The 15801-nt window shown below is 72.4% G+C and carries 13 protein-coding genes; 6 read left to right on the top strand and 7 right to left on the bottom strand.

Features of this window, described 5'->3' with window-relative positions; translation table 11 throughout:
- Positions 1-93 precede the first annotated feature (93 nt).
- Positions 94-840 (top strand): L,D-transpeptidase family protein, encoded by a 747-nt coding sequence (locus ACQP17_RS30460; RefSeq protein ID WP_433859158.1) that lies wholly within the window; start codon positions 94-96, stop codon positions 838-840.
- A 122-nt stretch (positions 841-962) separates the two neighbouring features.
- On the opposite strand, the gene ACQP17_RS30465 is transcribed toward ACQP17_RS30460, so the two are convergent.
- Positions 963-2405: a Gfo/Idh/MocA family protein gene (locus ACQP17_RS30465; protein WP_433859159.1), complete on the bottom strand. Its 1443-nt coding sequence runs from the start codon at positions 2403-2405 to the stop codon at positions 963-965.
- A 328-nt stretch (positions 2406-2733) separates the two neighbouring features.
- Here ACQP17_RS30465 and ACQP17_RS30470 point away from each other — a divergent pair, with 328 nt between their 5' ends.
- Complete coding sequence (locus ACQP17_RS30470) at positions 2734-4104, top strand: alpha-amylase (protein ID WP_433859160.1); 1371 nt, start codon at positions 2734-2736, stop codon at positions 4102-4104.
- Positions 4105-4128: 24 nt separating this feature from the next.
- On the opposite strand, the gene ACQP17_RS30475 is transcribed toward ACQP17_RS30470, so the two are convergent.
- Both ACQP17_RS30475 and ACQP17_RS30480 read right to left on the bottom strand, forming a co-directional pair.
- Positions 4129-7098, bottom strand: coding sequence for an FAD-binding and (Fe-S)-binding domain-containing protein (locus ACQP17_RS30475; protein WP_433859161.1), 2970 nt, complete (start codon positions 7096-7098; stop codon positions 4129-4131).
- 32 nt (positions 7099-7130) lie between these two features.
- Positions 7131-7589, bottom strand: a complete 459-nt coding sequence (locus ACQP17_RS30480) for a MarR family winged helix-turn-helix transcriptional regulator (protein ID WP_433859162.1) — start codon at positions 7587-7589, stop codon at positions 7131-7133.
- Between the two features lie 125 nt (positions 7590-7714).
- Here ACQP17_RS30480 and ACQP17_RS30485 point away from each other — a divergent pair, with 125 nt between their 5' ends.
- Positions 7715-9532 (top strand): ABC transporter ATP-binding protein, encoded by a 1818-nt coding sequence (locus ACQP17_RS30485; protein ID WP_433859163.1) that lies wholly within the window; start codon positions 7715-7717, stop codon positions 9530-9532.
- 101 nt (positions 9533-9633) lie between these two features.
- Positions 9634-10020: a DoxX family protein gene (locus ACQP17_RS30490; protein WP_433859164.1), complete on the top strand. Its 387-nt coding sequence runs from the start codon at positions 9634-9636 to the stop codon at positions 10018-10020.
- Here the strand turns inward: ACQP17_RS30490 and ACQP17_RS30495 are convergent.
- From ACQP17_RS30495 to ACQP17_RS30505, 3 genes are read right to left on the bottom strand one after another with little or no spacing between them, the layout of a single operon-like run.
- Positions 9998-10645 (bottom strand): LutC/YkgG family protein, encoded by a 648-nt coding sequence (locus ACQP17_RS30495; RefSeq protein ID WP_433859165.1) that lies wholly within the window; start codon positions 10643-10645, stop codon positions 9998-10000. The two genes, ACQP17_RS30490 and ACQP17_RS30495, sit on opposite strands and share 23 nt — an antisense overlap.
- Complete coding sequence (locus tag ACQP17_RS30500; protein ID WP_433859166.1) at positions 10642-12132, bottom strand: lactate utilization protein B; 1491 nt, start codon at positions 12130-12132, stop codon at positions 10642-10644. Before ACQP17_RS30500 ends, ACQP17_RS30495 begins: the two co-directional genes overlap by 4 nt.
- Positions 12129-12881 carry a (Fe-S)-binding protein gene (locus tag ACQP17_RS30505; RefSeq protein WP_433859167.1) on the bottom strand — a complete coding sequence of 251 codons (753 nt, stop codon included), beginning with the start codon at positions 12879-12881 and terminating at the stop codon, positions 12129-12131. The genes ACQP17_RS30500 and ACQP17_RS30505 overlap by 4 nt, the downstream gene beginning before the upstream one ends.
- Positions 12882-13003: 122 nt before the next feature.
- Here ACQP17_RS30505 and ACQP17_RS30510 point away from each other — a divergent pair, with 122 nt between their 5' ends.
- Positions 13004-14347, top strand: a complete 1344-nt coding sequence (locus ACQP17_RS30510) for an MFS transporter (protein WP_433860047.1) — start codon at positions 13004-13006, stop codon at positions 14345-14347.
- Positions 14348-14538: 191 nt separating this feature from the next.
- Positions 14539-14991: an ankyrin repeat domain-containing protein gene (locus tag ACQP17_RS30515; RefSeq protein ID WP_433859168.1), complete on the top strand. Its 453-nt coding sequence runs from the start codon at positions 14539-14541 to the stop codon at positions 14989-14991.
- Positions 14992-15134: 143 nt separating this feature from the next.
- Here the strand turns inward: ACQP17_RS30515 and ACQP17_RS30520 are convergent, their stop codons facing one another.
- Complete coding sequence (locus ACQP17_RS30520) at positions 15135-15782, bottom strand: class I SAM-dependent DNA methyltransferase (RefSeq protein WP_433859169.1); 648 nt, start codon at positions 15780-15782, stop codon at positions 15135-15137.
- Between the last annotated feature and the right edge of the window lie 19 nt (positions 15783-15801).

A 15801-nucleotide genomic window follows, 5' to 3' on the forward strand; every position in this document is an offset into this window, starting at 1 on the left:
AGTGCCCGCCTCTTTCGGACAATCGTGTGGCGGTCCGCACGGAGCGGGCGGGTGCCGGAAGCGCGCCGTTGCGGCGGTGCGACCATTAGGGCCATGCGAACAGCGGGCAGTGCGATGCGGATGACGGCGGTGGCCGCGGCGGGGCTGGTCCTTCTGGCCGGCTGCGGCGGCAGCGGCAAGGGCGACGGCAGGGACGACGGCGCGGGAAAGGGGGAGCGCCCCGGCGGCCCGGCCCGCGGGGCGTCGGCCACCACCCACCTCGCGCACATCCCCGAGGTCGGCTCCGCGCTGCGCTCACGGATCCCCGCCGCCTCCCGGCAGGTCGTCGCGGTCTACGGGGACGGGGCGGACTCCGCCGACGCCACCGTCGTGCTCTACGACAAGGGCGCCAAGGGCTGGGACCAGAAGGGGCGTTGGGCCGCGCACAACGGCCGCCGCGGCTGGACGGTGCACCATCACGAGGGGGACAAGCGCAGCCCGGTCGGGGTCTTCACGCTCACCGACGCCGGCGGTGTGCTCGCCGACCCGGGCGCCAAGCTGCCCTATACGCACTCCTCGGCGTTCACCCCGCCGTCGTACTGGTCCAAGAACACCCGCCACGACTTCGACTACGTCGTCGCGATCAACTACAACCGCGTCAAGGGGACCTCTCCGCTGGACCCGACCCGTCCCGAGGGGCAGTCCAAGGGCGGCGGGGTCTGGCTGCACATGGACCACGGCAGCGGCACCTCCGCCTGCGTCAGCGTGCCGAAGGCCGCGATGCAGGCCCTGCTGCGCGCCCTGGATCCGGCCCGGCAGCCGGTGGTGGTCATGGGTGACAAGGCGCATCTGGCGGCCTGACGCCGGGCCTTCGGTGCCGCGGGGCGTTTCGCGGCACCTCGGCGGTACGCCGGGCCGGGGCGCGCACCGGCGGACGCGCGGGCCCGGCGGACGCGCCGCCCGCCGGGCCCGCGCCCGTGTGCCTACTCCTGCGGCTTCTGCGAATCCATCCCCGGGCGGGCCTTCTTCCACAGTCCGCGGGTGAAGTCGGGGATCTCCTGCGGCGCGCCGTTCGCCTTGATCGAGAGGTCGCTCAGCGGCACCGGCGCGGTCCAGGTCGCCGCGTCATAGACGTCGAAGTCCGGTACGAGGCCCAGCCGCATGCACTGCATCAGCCGGAAGACCAGCAGGTAGTCCATGCCGCCGTGGCCGCCGGGCGGGTTGGCGTGCTCCTTCCAGAGCCAGTGGTCCCACTGCGCGTACGTGCCGAAGTCGCCCCACTCGTCGTTGCTGTGGTCCGGTTCGAGATAGATCCGCTCGGGGTAGTCCTCGAAGAGCCCCTTGGTGCCGCCGAGGCTGTTGATGCGGCTGTAGGGGTGCGGGGTGGAGACATCGTGCTCCAGCCGGATCGCCCGTCCCCTGGCGGTCTGGACGAGGCTGATCGTCCGGTCGCTCCCGATGTAGGACTCCTTCCAGCTCGGGTCGCCGGCGGGCATGTGCTCCTTGCGGTAGGCGGCGAGGCCCAGGGCGGGGGTGCCGATGCTGGAGATGCGGACGGCGCGGTCCCCGCGGTTGAGGTCCATGTAGTTGGCGACCGGGCCGAACCCGTGATTGGGGTAGAGGTCGCCGCGCAGCCGGGTGTGCCACAGCCTGCGCCACGGCCCCTCGTAGTACTTCGGGTCGAACATCAGGCCGCGCAGATCGTGGACGTAGGCGCCGGCGCCGTGCAGCAGCTCGCCGAACAGGCCCGCGTGCGCCATCCGCAGCACCCGCATCTCGTTTCTGCCGTAGCAGCAGTTCTCCAGCTGCATGCAGTGTCTGCGGGTGCGCTCGGAGAGGTCGACCAGCTCCCACAGCTGGTCCAGGCGCAGCGCGAGGGGGCATTCGACGCCCACGTGCTTGCCGTGCAGCAGCGCCGCCTTCGCCATCTCGAAGTGCCGGTCCCAGGGCGTGGCGGCGTAGACGAAGTCGATGTCGCCGCGGGCGCAGAGGTTCTCGTAGTCGTGCTCGCCGTGGGTGTAGACGGCAGGGGCGGGCTGACCCGCGGCGGTGACCTTCGCGGCGGCCTTGGCGGTCTTCTCCGTGACCGGGTCGCACAGGGCGACGACGCGGACGCCCGGCACCGCGAGAAAGAGGTCGATCATGCTGCCGCCGCGGTTGCCGAGACCGATGATGCCGACGCGCACGGTGCCGCGCCGCTCGAACGGCACCCCGATCATGGTCTTGCCGGTGGCCGTGGGGGAGGCGGCGGAGCCCGCCGCCGCGGGTGCGGCCGCCGCGGCCTGGGTGGACGACAGGCCGCCGAGCCCCAGCCCGGCGCCCGCCGCACCGGCGGTCCACAGGACCGAACGGCGGCTCGGACCCGCCTCGTTGGCGTCGCCGCGGTCGTTGTGCGCGTCGTGGTGCTGCGCGGGTGCCTCGTGCATCGATCCTCCAGGGAACGGTGGGGTACCGGGGCATGCGTGAACCTCGGTCAGGACCTTGTCGGCCGCTGGGCCGGGGCACAAGAGGGCCAAGGGGAGACCGGTCGGGGCACGGGCGGATTCTCTGCCGCATCGGCCGATCTTCTTCCGCAAGTCCGGACGAGATGCCGTCAGCTTCTTTCGCAAGCAACTGAAATGCCTTGCGGAAGGCCTTGACGTGTCCACAAGGCGAACGGCAGGCTCCGGTACACCATCCCCCATGGCGGCCGGCGCGTGGCTGCACTCGTGGGCGCGGTGTGCCTGCCGTGCCCCATGACCAAGGAGCCGCAAGATGCAGCAACGTTCCCGTGTGCTCGGCGGGGCGCTGGCCGGCGTGCTGGCCGCGGCCGGCCTCGCCACCTTCGCGCCGTGGTCCTCCCAGGCCGCCCCGCCCGGCGAAAAGACCGTCACCGCCACGCTGTTCGAGTGGAAGTACACGGATGTCGCCAAGGCCTGTACGGATCAGCTCGGTCCGGCCGGCTACGGCTATGTCGAGGTCTCGCCCGCCACCGAGCACATCAAGGGCGACCAGTGGTGGACCTCGTACCAGCCCGTCAGCTACAAGATCGCCGGCCGGCTGGGCGACCGGAACGCCTTCGCCTCGATGGTCCGCACCTGCCACGGCGCGGGCGTCAAGGTCATCGCCGACGCCGTCATCAACCACATGGCCGCGGGATCCGGCACCGGCACCGGCGGCACCCGGTACAGCAAGTACCGCTACCCCGGCTTCTATCAGGACCAGGACTTCCACGGCTGCCGCCGGAGCATCTCCGACTACGGCAACCGCACCGACGTCCAGACCTGCGAACTGGTGGGCCTGTCCGACCTCGACACCGGCAGTGAGTACGTCCGCACCACCCTCGCCAAGTACCTCGACGGCCTGCGGTCGATGGGCGTGGACGGCTTCCGGGTGGACGCCGCCAAGCACATCTCCGCCACCGACCTCGCCGCCATCAAGGGCAAGATGCGCGACCCCGGTTACTGGGTGCAGGAGGTCATCCACGGCGCCGGCGAGGCCGTACAGCCCGACGAGTACACCGGCACCGGCGACGTCGACGAATTCCGCTACGGTAGCCAGCTCAAGAGCGCCTTCCAGGGCGGCGGCCTCGCTCAGCTCAAGTCGGTGGCGGACGGCAAGCTCGGCGGCGACAAGGCCCGTACCTTCGTCGACAACTGGGACACCGAGCGCAACGGCTCGACGCTGACCTACAAGGACGGCGCGGTCTACACCCTGGCCAACGTCTTCATGCTCGCCTCGCCCTACGGCGCACCGAACGTCTACTCCGGCTACGAGTGGACCGACAAGGACGCCGGACCGCCGAGCGGCAGCGCCGGCTGGACCCGCGAGCACGCCAGGCGGGAGATCACCGGGATGGTCGGGTTCCGCAACGCGGTGGGCGCAGCCCAGCTGACCGACTGGTGGGACAACGGGAGCAGCGCGCTCGCCTTCGGGCGCGGCGGCAAGGGCTTCGTCGCGCTCAACAACGGCGACGGGGAGCTGAACCAGACCTTCGCGACCTCGCTGCCCGGCGGGACGTACTGCGATGTGGTCGCCGCCGACCCGTCGTCGTGCGACGGCCACACGTTCACCGTCGGGGGTGACGGGAAGGTCCGTCTGACCGTCCCGGCGAAGCGCGCGGTGGCGCTGCTTCCCGTGCGCTGAGCGCGCCGCTCCTCCCCTCGTTCCTCACCCGCCGGACGGGCCCGGCCGCCCCGGCCCGTCCGGCCCGCCGGTCCGGGTGGCGCGCTCCAGCGCCATCACGACCGAGTGGTAGCCGCGGCCCCCGGTGGCGTGGTCCATCCCGATCTCGCACATCCGGTTCGCCGACAGATACGCGTCGAAGTGCCGCTCCGCCACCTCGGCGGCCTCCTTGGCGGTGGCCGACTCCGTCAGCTCCCGGTGCAGCATTCCGCGGTCCCCGGCGAAGGCGCAGCAGCCCGCGTCGTCGGGCACCACCACCTCCCGCGCACACGCCCGGGCCACCTCCCGCAGCTGCTCCCCGTTGCCCAGGTGCGCCGTGGCGCAGGTGGGATGGAGCACCGCGGAGCCGGCCGGGCGCACCGGCTCCAGACGCGGCAGCAGCTCTCCGGCGGCCCAGACGACGGAGTCAACGACGGTCAGCCCGTCGTGCAGGGCCCGGTTGGCCGGCGTCAGATACGGCAGGACTTCCCGGGACAGCCCCAGGGTGCACGAGGAGGCGTCCACCACCAGCGGCAGTCTGCCGCCCGCCGTCCACCCCCAGGCCGCCTCGACCACGCGGTTGGCCATCACCGCGGTCCCGCGCCGGTATCCCTTGGACTGCCAGATCGTCGCGCAGCAGGTCCCGGCGACATCCGGCGGGATCCACACCGGCCGGCCGGCCCGCCGCGACACCGCCACCATCGACTCCGGCAGGGAGGGCCCCCGGTACCCGGCGGGCCCGCCGAAGATCCGGTTCACGCACGCCGGGTAGTAGACCGCGGCCGCTCCCGCCCGCCGGGTCGCGGGCAGTGCGCGAGCCGCCGGACCGGGCATCCGCGGCAACCACTCGGGCACCAGATCGGGGCGTACGGCCCGGCGGGCGGCGCGGGTGAGCGCGGTCAGCAGCCGGTCGTCGAGCCGGTCCGCCGCGGCCACCGCCAGCCGCGCCGCCCGCTCGACGGTCCGGAAGTGCCGGGCGGCCAGGGCCGCGGCCGACTCCTCGCGGGCGGTGTGGCGCCGGTGGCGGAAGTCCTTCATCAGCGCGCCGGTGTCGATGCCCACCGGGCAGTCCAGGGCGCAGGTCGAGTCGCCGGCGCAGGTGTCCACCGCGGCATAGCCGTACGCGTCCAACAACGCGGCGGTGACCGGGGAGCCGGCCGGCTGCCGCAGCATCTCGCGGCGCAAAACGATCCGCTGGCGCGGTGTGGTGGTCAGGTCCGCGCTGGGGCAGGTCGGTTCGCAGAAGCCGCATTCGATGCACGGGTCGGCGGCCGCCTCGATGCCGGGGAGGGTCTTCAGCCCGCGCAGATGCGCCCGGGGGTCGCGGTCGAGCAGGACGCGGGGAGCCAGCACGCCGTGCGGGTCGACCAGCTCCTTGATCCGCCACATCAACTCCGTGACCCGCGGCCCCCATTCGAGGGCGAGGAACGGTGCGATGTTGCGGCCGGTGGCGTGCTCGGCCTTCAGCGACCCGTCGAAGCGCTCCACGACCAGCCGGCAGAAGTCCGCCATGAACGCGGCGTAGCGCGCCACGTCGTCCGGCTTCGCCGCGTCGAAGGCGAGCAGGAAGTGCAGATTGCCGTGGGCGGCGTGCCCGGCGACCGCGGTGTCGAAGCCGTGCCGTGACTGGAGCTCCAGCAGGGCCGTACAGGCGTCCGCGAGCCGGGCCGGCGGCACCGCGAAGTCCTCGGTGATCAGTGTCGTCCCCGGGGGCCGGGAGCCGCCGACCGCCGTGACGAACGCCTTGCGGGCCTTCCAGTAGCCGCCGAGGACCGCCGGGTCCCGGGTGAAGGAGTTGCGGACGGACGCGACCGGGGCGACCGGCTCCAGCGCGGCCAGCACCCGCCCGGCGGCCCGCTCGTACCCGTCGAGGGAGGCCGCGTCGGGCGCCCGGAACTCCACCAGCAGCGCGGTGGTCTCCTTGGGCAGCGCCGCCCAGTCGGCGGGCACCCCGGCCACCCGCACGGAGGCGCGCAGGGTGTTGCCGTCCATCAGCTCCACGGCCCGTGCGCCCGCCTCGTTGAACCGCTCCACCGCCGCGGCCGCCGCGCGCAGCGTCGGGAAGAACAGCAACGCGCCGGTGGTGTGCCTCTCCAGCGGCACGGTGTCGAAGACGGTTTCGGCGATGAAGCCGAGGGTGCCCTGGGAGCCGACCATCAGCCCGCGCAGGATCCGTACCGGTGTCGCGCCGTCGAGGAAGGCGTCCAGGCGGTAGCCGTTGGTGTTCTTGATCGCGTACTTGGCGCGGATCCTGGCCACCAGCGCGGCATCCGCCTCGATCTCCGCCTTGAGCGCCAGCAGGCCCGCGCACAGCGCCGGTTCGGCCTCGGCCAGCCGCGCGTCGGCGTCCGGCCGTGCGGTGTCCACGACCGTGCCCGACGGCAGGACCAGGGTCATCGAGGCCAGCGTCCGGTAGGAGTTACGGGTGGTGCCGGCCGTCATCCCGGAGGCGTTGTTGGCGACCACTCCGCCCAGGGTGCAGGCGAGGGCGCTGGCCGGATCGGGCCCGAGCAGCCGGCCGTGGCGGGCCAGGGCCACGTTGGCGCGCAGCACGGTGGTGCCCGGCCGGATCCGCGCCCGGGCGCCGCCGTCGAGCACCTCGACCCCGGACCAGTGGCGGCGCACCTCGACGAGGATGTCCTCGCCCTGGGCCTGGCCGTTGAGCGAGGTCCCGGCGGCCCGGAAGACGACATGGCGGCCGTGGTCCCGGGCGTAGGAGAGGACCGCGGAGACGTCGTCGAGGTCCTCGGCCACGACCACGACGTGCGGCACGAAGCGGTACGGGCTGGCGTCGGAGGCGTGGCGGACCAGGTCGGAGAGGGAGTGGAGCACCTTGTCCGCGCCGAGCAGCGCGATCAGGTCGTCCCGCAGCCGCTCGGGGGTGCCCGCCGCGCGCCCGGCGGCCACCCGGTCGGGCGCGGGATCGGCGGGGGCGGTGGGCCGCAGGCTCTGGGGGTCCGGCTCCAGCAGGGGCATGGCGGCACTCCTCCGGTTGACGGCACGTCAGCTCAATGCGGTGCACCCGGCCCGTCGACCAGGGTGGACAGCAGTCCGCCGAGCACCTCGCGCTGATCGGTGGTCAGGGGGGCCAGGATCTCCTCCGCCGCGGCCCGCCGGGCGCTGCGCAACGCGCGCAGGGTGGACCGGCCGGTGTCGGTCAGCTCGATGCGCACCACCCGCCGGTTGGCCGGATCGGGCACCCGGCGCACCGCGCCGTTCGCCTCCAGCGCGTCCACCAGCGTCGTCACCGCACGCGGGACGACCTCCAGCCGCTCGGCGAGGTCGGCCATCCGCGGCGGGGTACCGCGGTAGTGGTCGACGATCCGCAGCAGCCGGGACTGCGCGGGGGTGAAGGCGATGTCCAGGTGCTCCAGATGGTGCTTCTGGGCGCGGTGCATCCGGCGGGTCAGCCGTACCAGCTGTTCGGCGAGGTTCGAGGTGCTGACCGTCGGCTCGGGGGAGGGCATGCCGCGAGGATAGCGGATATCAGGACCAGGTTCATTGTGAGTATAGGTAACAATGAGCTAAGCTCCACGACGCTTGCCTCCGGCCGCCCCCGGCCGGACCCTCCCGCACCCTTTCGAAGGAGCCCATGCGCAGCGACGATCCCCAGTGGACCCCACCGCCCAAGGACCCGGACACGCCGGTGCCGTTGCGGCGGATCCTCGCTCTCTTCCGCCCCTACCGCGGCCGGCTGATCCTCGTCGGCCTGCTCGTCGGCGCCTCCTCGCTGGTGTCGGTGGCCTCCCCGTTCCTCCTCCGCGAGATCCTGGACGTGGCCATCCCCGGCCGGCGCACCGGACTGCTGAGCCTGCTCGCCCTCGGCATGATCGCCACGGCCGTCACCACCAGCGTCTTCGGCGTGCTGCAGACCCTGGTGTCGACCACCGTCGGCCAGCGCGTCATGCACGACCTGCGCACCGCCGTCTACGCCAAGCTCCAGCGCATGCCGCTGGCCTTCTTCACCCGCACCCGCACCGGCGAGGTCCAGTCCCGGATCGCCAACGACATCGGCGGCATGCAGGCTACGGTCACCTCCACCGCCACGTCCCTGGTCTCCAACCTGACCTCGGTCCTCGCCACCGTCTGCGCCATGGTCGCCCTCGACTGGCGGCTGACCGTCGTCTCCCTGCTGCTGCTTCCGCTCTTCGTCTGGATCAGCCGCCGGGTCGGCAACGAACGCAAGAAGATCACCACCCGGCGCCAGAAGCAGATGGCCGCGATGTCCGCGATGGTCACCGAGTCCCTCTCGGTCAGCGGCATCCTCCTCGGCCGCACCATGGGCCGCGCCGACTCCCTCACCAAGGGCTTCGCCGACGAGTCCGAGCGCCTGGTCGAGCTGGAGGTCCGCGCCAACATGGCCGGCCGCTGGCGGATGGCCACCATCGGCATCGTCATGGCCGCCATGCCCGCGCTGATCTACTGGGCGGCCGGACTCGTCCTCCAGCTCGGCGGCCCCGCCTTCTCCCTGGGCACCCTGGTCGCCTTCGTCTCGCTCCAGCAGGGCCTGCTGCGGCCCACCGTCTCCCTGCTGTCCACCGGCGTGCAGATGCAGACCTCGCTCGCGCTCTTCCAGCGCATCTTCGAGTACCTCGATCTGCCGGTCGCCATCACCGAGCCCGCCGAGCCGGTCCGGATCGCCGCCCCGCGCGGCGAGATCCGCTTCGAGAACGTCACGTTCCGCTATGACCCCGACGCCGCCCCCACCCTCGACGGCATCGACCTGACCGTCCCCGCCGGCGGCAGCCTCGCCGTCGTCGGACCGACCGGCAGCGGCAAGAGCACCCTGAGCTACCTCGTGCCGCGCCTCTACGACGTGACCGGCGGCCGGGTCACCCTCGACGGCACCGACGTCCGCGACCTCGACTTCGACACCCTCGCCCGCACGGTCGGAGTGGTCTCCCAGGAGACCTACCTCTTCCACGCCTCGGTCGCCGACAACCTCCGCTTCGCCAAGCCGGACGCCACCGACGGGGAGATCGAACGCGCCGCCAAGGCCGCCCAGATCCACGACCACATCGCCTCCCTTCCCGACGGCTACGACACCCTCGTCGGCGAGCGCGGCTACCGCTTCTCCGGCGGCGAGAAGCAGCGCCTCGCCCTCGCCCGGACCATCCTGCGCGACCCGCCCGTCCTCGTCCTGGACGAAGCCACCAGCGCCCTGGACACCCGCACCGAACACGCCGTACAGCAGGCCGTCGACGAACTGTCCGCCGGTCGCACCACCCTCACCATCGCCCACCGTCTCTCCACGATCCGCGACGCCGACCAGATCGTGGTGCTGGACACCGGCCGGATCGCCGAGCGCGGCACCCACGACGAGCTGCTCGCCGCCGACGGACGCTATGCCGCGCTGGTACGGCGTGACGCAGACCTCACTCCGGCCGGTGAGCAGATGATGGCCCCGTAAGTGACCCGCGGGTAAGGTCGGGGGCGCGGCGGCCAGTTCATTGGTCGGGGTGGCCGCCGCACCCCCTTCCCGGCCCGCCGCCCTTCGATCCGGGAGCTCCCGTGACCGCCGACGACCGTTCCGCCCGCGCGCTGGCCCGTCTGCTCGCGGGGATGGGAACCCTCCACTTCCTCGCGCCGAAGCCCTTCGACGCGCTCGTGCCCCGCCGGCTGCCCGGCGGCCCGCGCGCCTGGACGTACGCCAGCGGCGCCGCCGAACTCGCGGTCGCCGCCGCCGTGGCCCTGCCCCGCACCCGCCGGGCCGGGGCGCTCGCCGCGGCCGGCCTGTTCGCCGCCGTCTTCCCGGCCAACGTCAAGATGGCCCACGACTGGCGCCACCGCCCCGCCCCGCTCAAGGCCCTGGCCTACGGCCGGCTGCCGGCCCAGCTCCCCCTGATCGGCTGGGCCCTGCACACCGCCCGGGCGGCTACGCCTCCGTCAGCAAAATGACCTCCAGCGTCCGCGGGCCGTGGACGCCCTCCACCCGGTCGAGTTCGATGTCGCTGGTGGCGGACGGTCCGGAGATCCAGGTCAGCGGGCGGTCCGGGGCCAGCCGCGGCAGCGCCTGCGGCACCGAGCCGACCACCTGATCGGGGACGCGCACCACACACAGGTGATGGTCGGGCACCAGCGTGATCCGGCGCCTGCCCTGATCGGGCCCGCCGTCCAGCACCAGGGTGCCGGTCTCCGCGATCGCCACCGCGCAGCCCGTCAGTACACTGTCCACGGCATCGAGTTCACCCGCCGTGGCCGACGCCCGGTCCTCGACACGGGTGACGTCCGGCGCGGCCACCCACGAGGCGTCCAGGCCCGGCGGCACCAGCAGCGTGCGCGCACCGCGCGCCGCCAGCAGCCGCCCGATCAGCTCCGGCAGCGCCCCGGCGGTACTGCGGTGCACCACCGCCCGGTAGTCCGCGAGATGCTCCGCGAGCAGCTCGACGGTCTCCTGCGCCGTACGCGACCCGTGCACCCGCCGGTAGTCACGCGCCACCGGCGCCCCGTCCGGCCACTCCTCGCGCGGCACATCCGCCAGCGCCCGGCGCACCCGCGCCAGCACCACCTCCCGGCTGCTCATGCGCCCTCTCCTCGCTGCTCGGACGGTTCCCGGCGGGTGCGCCGCCACCAGTCACGGAAGGACTCGGCGGGCACCGGGGGCAGATCGCGGGTCCGCGACCAGGCGCGCCCCGGCCCCGGCAGCCGCCGCGGATGCAGCCGCCGGGTGCGGGCCGCCAGCCGCTCCCCGGCGCGCAGCGCCCCCGGGTGGTCGAAGGCCCAGGTCGCCGCGCGCATCGCGGCCCGCTCCGCGGCATGCCCCCTGGCCGGCTTGAGCACGACCCGCGCCCCGCCCCGGGTGACCGGCCCGCCCTGCACCACCCGCTCCCGCAGATGCACCAGCACCTCGGGAATGTCGATCGCGACCGGACACACCTCGTAGCACGCCCCGCACAACGAGGAGGCGTACGGCAGCGATGCCTCCAACGAGCCCGCGATGCCGCGCAGTTGGGGAGTGAGGATGGCGCCGATCGGGCCCGGGTAGGGCGAGCCGTAGGCATGGCCGCCGGCCCGTTCGTACACCGGGCAGACGTTCAGACAGGCCGAGCAGCGGATACAGCGCAGCGCCTGCCGCCCGACGGTGTCGGCGAGGGTGTCGGTCCGCCCGTTGTCGAGCAGCACGAGATGGAAGGTCCGCGGACCGTCGCCGTCCGTCGTACCCGTCCATGTGGAGGTGTACGGGTTCATCCGCTCCGCGGTGGAGGAGCGCGGCAGCAGCTGGAGGAAGACCTCCAGGTCCTGCCAGCTCGGCACCACCTTCTCGATGCCCACGACGGAGATCAGGGTCTCGGGCAGGGTCAGACACATCCGGCCGTTGCCCTCGGACTCCACCACGACCAGCGTGCCGGTCTCGGCCACCATGAAGTTGGCGCCGGAGATCCCGACCTTCGCCGACAGGAACTTCTCCCGCAGGTGCAGCCGCGCCGCCTCGGCCAGCTCGGCGGGGGAGTCGGAGAGCCCCTCGGGCGCCGGACGGCCCCAGCCGGCCATCTCCCGGCGGAAGATGTCACGGATCTCCGAGCGGTTGCGATGGATCGCCGGCACCAGGATGTGCGACGGCAGATCCCCGCCGAGCTGCACGATCAGCTCGGCCAGATCCGTCTCGTAGGCACGGATACCGGCCTCGGCCAGCGCCTCGTTCAGCCCGATCTCCTGCGTCGCCATCGACTTGACCTTGACGACCTCACGCTCACCGGTCTCCCGCACGAGCCGGGTCACCAGCGCGTTGGCCTCGTCGGCGTCCGCCGCCCAGTGGACCTGCCCGCCGGCGGCCGTGACCGCGGTCTCCAACTGCTCCAGATAGTGGTCCAGGTGGCGCAGCGTACGGTCCTTCACCGCGGCGCCCGCCGCCCGCAGCTGCGCCCAGTCGTCCAGCTCGGCCACGGCCGCCGCCCGCTTGTCACGGATGGTGTGAGTGGCGTGGGTGAGGTTGGCGCGCAGCCGGCTGTCCCGGGTGGCGGCCGCCGCGGCCCGGGGGAAGGCCGGCATGCCCAGGTAGGTACCGCTCACCACACACTCCCTTCCGTACTGGCCAGAATCTCGGCGATGTGCACCGGGCGGACCGCCGCCCCCTGCCGGCTGAGGGTCCCGCCCAGATGCAGCAGACAGGAGTTGTCGACCGTACAGAGGGCCTCGGCGCCGGTCGCGCGCACATGGCGGACCTTGTCGGCGCCCATCGCCGCCGAGACCGCCTCGTTCTTCACCGCGAAGGTGCCGCCGAAGCCGCAGCACTCCTCGGCGCCCGGCAACTCCCGCAGCTCCAGCCCCCCGACCCGCTCCAGCAGCCGCCGCGGCCGGTCACCCAGCCCCAGCATCCGCAGCCCGTGACAGGTCGGGTGATAGGTGACGGTGTGCGGGTAGTAGGCGCCGACGTCCTCCACCTTCAGCACGTCCACCAGGAACTCCGTCAGCTCGTACGTCTTGGCCACCGCGGCCGCCGCCGCGTCCGCGAGCTGCCGGCCGCGCCCCTCGGCGGCCGCCTTCGCACCGATCCGCGGGTAGTTGTCCCGCACCATCGCGGCACACGAACCGGACGGGGTGACCACATGCTCGAAGTCGCGGAACACCCGGTCGAAGCGGCGCACCAGCGGCTCGGTCGCCTGCCGGTAGCCGGTGTTGAACTGCGGCTGCCCGCAGCAGCTCTGCCCCTCCGGGAATGCGACCTCCACCCCCAGCCGTTCCAGCAGTGCCACCACCGCCTGCCCCGTCCGCGGCTGGAGCAGATCGTTGATACAGGTGACGAACAGTGCTACACGCACATTGCACTCTCCTTTCGACCGCCACGGCCCCTGGCGGCCATCCGCTTCCGCGGTACATGATCACCAGGCAGCCCATCCTGCCCCAGCGGCAGGCCCACGAGAAGAACCCGGAGCGGAGGACCATGTCGAGTGCCGAGTACATAGCCGAGGACCGGGCGCCCGACGGTGTCAGCCGGCAGTCGCGGCTGCGGCAGCTGCTCGCCGCCTCGGTCGGCAATGCGGTTGAATGGTATGACTGGTACACATACACCTTCCTTGCCACATATATCGCCGCGCAGATCTTCCCCGTCAGCGCGGCGAATTCGCTGGTGCCGCTGCTCTCGACGTTCGCGGTTTTCGCGGTGGGCTTCTTCATGCGGCCCGTCGGCGGGCTGGTGATGGGCGCGGTCGCCGACCGGCGCGGTCGCCGCGCGGCGCTGACGGTGACCATTCTGCTGATGGGCGGCAGTAGCCTGCTGGTGGCACTGACGCCGACGTATGCCGCCGCCGGGATCCTCGCACCGGTCGTCCTCGTCCTGGCCAGGCTGCTGCAAGGGCTGTCGGTGGGCGGGGAGTTCGCCGCCTCGACCACGTTCCTCGTGGAGTCGGCCGGGCCCGGGCGGCGTGGGCTCTTCTCCAGCTTCCAGTATGTGTCGACGACCATCGGCCAGCTCGTCGCTTCCGGCGTCGCGGCGCTGCTCGTCGCGAACCTCGCGCCCGCCACCATGGGCAGCTGGGGCTGGCGGGTCCCGTTCGTGCTGGGCGCGCTCCTGAGCCTGGTGGGCTTCTGGGTCCGGCGCGGCGCACGCGAGACGCTTCCCCAGGCTCTCGACTCCGTTCGAGCAGCGGAGACCCCCATCGAAGAGCAGGCGAAGGCCTCGCGGCCAGGCCTCTTCGAGGCGTTGCGCCGCCATCCGCGCGAGTCGCTGCTGATCTGCGGCATCACTGCGGGCGGCACACTCGCGTACTACACGTGGACGTCGTACCTGCCGACGTACGCCGAACTCAACGCCGGGGTGGAGAAATCAGACGCGTTGCTGGCGGGCACCCTCTCACTGACGTTCTTCGCCGTGCTCCAGCCCCTCGCGGGCATGGTGTCCGACCGGATCGGGCGCAAGCCGCTGTTGCTGATGTTCGGGATCGGCTTCGCCGTGCTCGTCGTGCCGCTGTTGCGCACGCTCGACGACTCCTTCGTCACCCTGCTGCTCGTGCAGTGCGCGGGCATGATCCTGTTGAGCGGCTTCACGGCCGTCTCGGCGGCCGTGAACGCGGAGACGTTCCCGGCACGGGTGCGCGCCGCGGGAATCGGTTTCCCCTACTCGCTCACCGTTGCGCTCTTCGGCGGCACGGCGCCCTATGTCGGCACGCTGTTCAAGGACACGGGACACACCGGCCTCTTCCCCGTCTACGTGGCCGTGCTGTGCCTGGTCTCCTCCGCCGTCTACTTTCGACTGCCCGAGACCGCTCACGGCCCGCTGGAGCGGTGAGGGTGCCGGGGGCCTACGTCCGGAGGGCTGCCTCATTCGGGCTTCGTCATGCACCAGTGCACTGCGGCCATTCGGCATCCGCGGCGTCACCGAACTTGCGGTTCGCTCCGCGACTCAGGTGGCCGCCGCCCCAAGGCGAGGCGACAGGCCCCGGGGTGTCCCCGTGACGCCCGGCCGCTAACCTCGGCGCCATGAACCAGCGGAAGCACAAGAAGCGTTCCCGGCGCCTTTTCAACGCAATTCTGATGGGTGACACCGCCGTCGTGAAGGCAGTGTTGCGGGCTGGGGCCGACCCCAACGAGCCATACAGCGACGGCACCACCTTTCTGTATCTGGCATCCGTCACCGGGGAAGCCGACATCGCCCGTCTTCTTCTCAAGGCCGGCGCCTCCCCCGACACCGAGAGCAGCGGCGGAATGGGCTCGGAGGGCACTGCGCTGTGCGCAGCCGCGTGCTGGGGACACACCGAAACAGTGCGCGAACTGCTGGCGCACGGTGCCGATCCGAACGTGCGCGAAGACCACGGAACGGGCAGCTCCCCGCTGGACTGGGCCAACGAAGGCCCCCACCCTGAAACCGCCGAACTCCTCACCGCGGCGGGAGCCACCTCCCGCAAGAACGACCGGACCACCCAAGGCCCCTGAAGTCCAGGGTGGTTCCCGAGCCGAGGGGGCGCACCTGGCGGCCCTCTCGAAATCCTCCGGCCACCCCGGCCTCGTCCCCTGGCCCTTCTCGGGCCCACGCCCAAAGCCACTGCTGTCACGAGCCCAGCCGGTGGCTCCCGCGCCTACACTCTGCACGCGAGCAGCTGGACCTCCCGGAACTGACGACGGTCGGTGGGCTTCGGCTGGATCACCAGACGGGCCGACTCCGCCAGTCCGTGCGCGCGCAGGAGCCCGGCGAGGTGATCGGGGGACCAGCGGTAGGCCGTCGTCACTGCGTGGTCGTAGGACTGCGTCTCGTGGCCGGGGCCGTCGGTGGCCGGGAACTCGATCAGCAGTTGCCCGCCGGGAGCCAGGACCCTGGCGAACTCGGCCAGGAGGGACGGAAGGTCACGCGGCGGGGTGTGGATGACCGACCACCGCGCGAGCACCCCGCCCAGCGTGCCGTCCCCGATGTCCAGCGCGGCCATCGAGCCGACCTCGAACCGCAGCCCGGGGTGGGCCGCCCGGGCGAGCTCGATCATCACCGGGGAGGCGTCGACGCCGAAGGCCGTCAGCCCCAGCCCGTGGAGGTGTGCGGTGAGGTCGCCCGGACCACAGCCGAGGTCCGCGACCCCACCGTCACCGTTCGTCCGCACCAGCTCCGCGAAGGCACTCAGGAGGCCGCGCTCCAACGGACGGTCGCGCAAGGGGTCGCGGAACTGCTCCGCGTAGGTGGGGGCGATGGCGTCATAGGCCGCGCGGGTGGCGTGCACGGTGTCGGATTCGGTCATCCGGAGACCGTAGCGGGCG

This window comes from Streptomyces kronopolitis (assembly GCF_050953795.1).
Classification (GTDB): domain Bacteria; phylum Actinomycetota; class Actinomycetes; order Streptomycetales; family Streptomycetaceae; genus Streptomyces; species Streptomyces kronopolitis_A.

Bases quoted from the DNA above. Each gene is read 5' to 3' on its own strand.
- ACQP17_RS30495 (WP_433859165.1), bottom strand. From the start codon at position 10,645: ATGAGCAGCCGGGAGGTGGTGCTGGCGCGGGTGCGCCGGGCGCTGGCG.
- ACQP17_RS30480 (WP_433859162.1), bottom strand. From the start codon at position 7,589: ATGCCCTCCCCCGAGCCGACGGTCAGCACCTCGAACCTCGCCGAACAG.
- ACQP17_RS30485 (WP_433859163.1), top strand. From the start codon at position 7,715: ATGCGCAGCGACGATCCCCAGTGGACCCCACCGCCCAAGGACCCGGAC.
- ACQP17_RS30470 (WP_433859160.1), top strand. From the start codon at position 2,734: ATGCAGCAACGTTCCCGTGTGCTCGGCGGGGCGCTGGCCGGCGTGCTG.
- ACQP17_RS30475 (WP_433859161.1), bottom strand. From the start codon at position 7,098: ATGCCCCTGCTGGAGCCGGACCCCCAGAGCCTGCGGCCCACCGCCCCC.
- ACQP17_RS30460 (WP_433859158.1), top strand. From the start codon at position 94: ATGCGAACAGCGGGCAGTGCGATGCGGATGACGGCGGTGGCCGCGGCG.
- ACQP17_RS30520 (WP_433859169.1), bottom strand. From the start codon at position 15,782: ATGACCGAATCCGACACCGTGCACGCCACCCGCGCGGCCTATGACGCC.
- ACQP17_RS30510 (WP_433860047.1), top strand. From the start codon at position 13,004: ATGTCGAGTGCCGAGTACATAGCCGAGGACCGGGCGCCCGACGGTGTC.
- ACQP17_RS30515 (WP_433859168.1), top strand. From the start codon at position 14,539: ATGAACCAGCGGAAGCACAAGAAGCGTTCCCGGCGCCTTTTCAACGCA.
- ACQP17_RS30465 (WP_433859159.1), bottom strand. From the start codon at position 2,405: ATGCACGAGGCACCCGCGCAGCACCACGACGCGCACAACGACCGCGGC.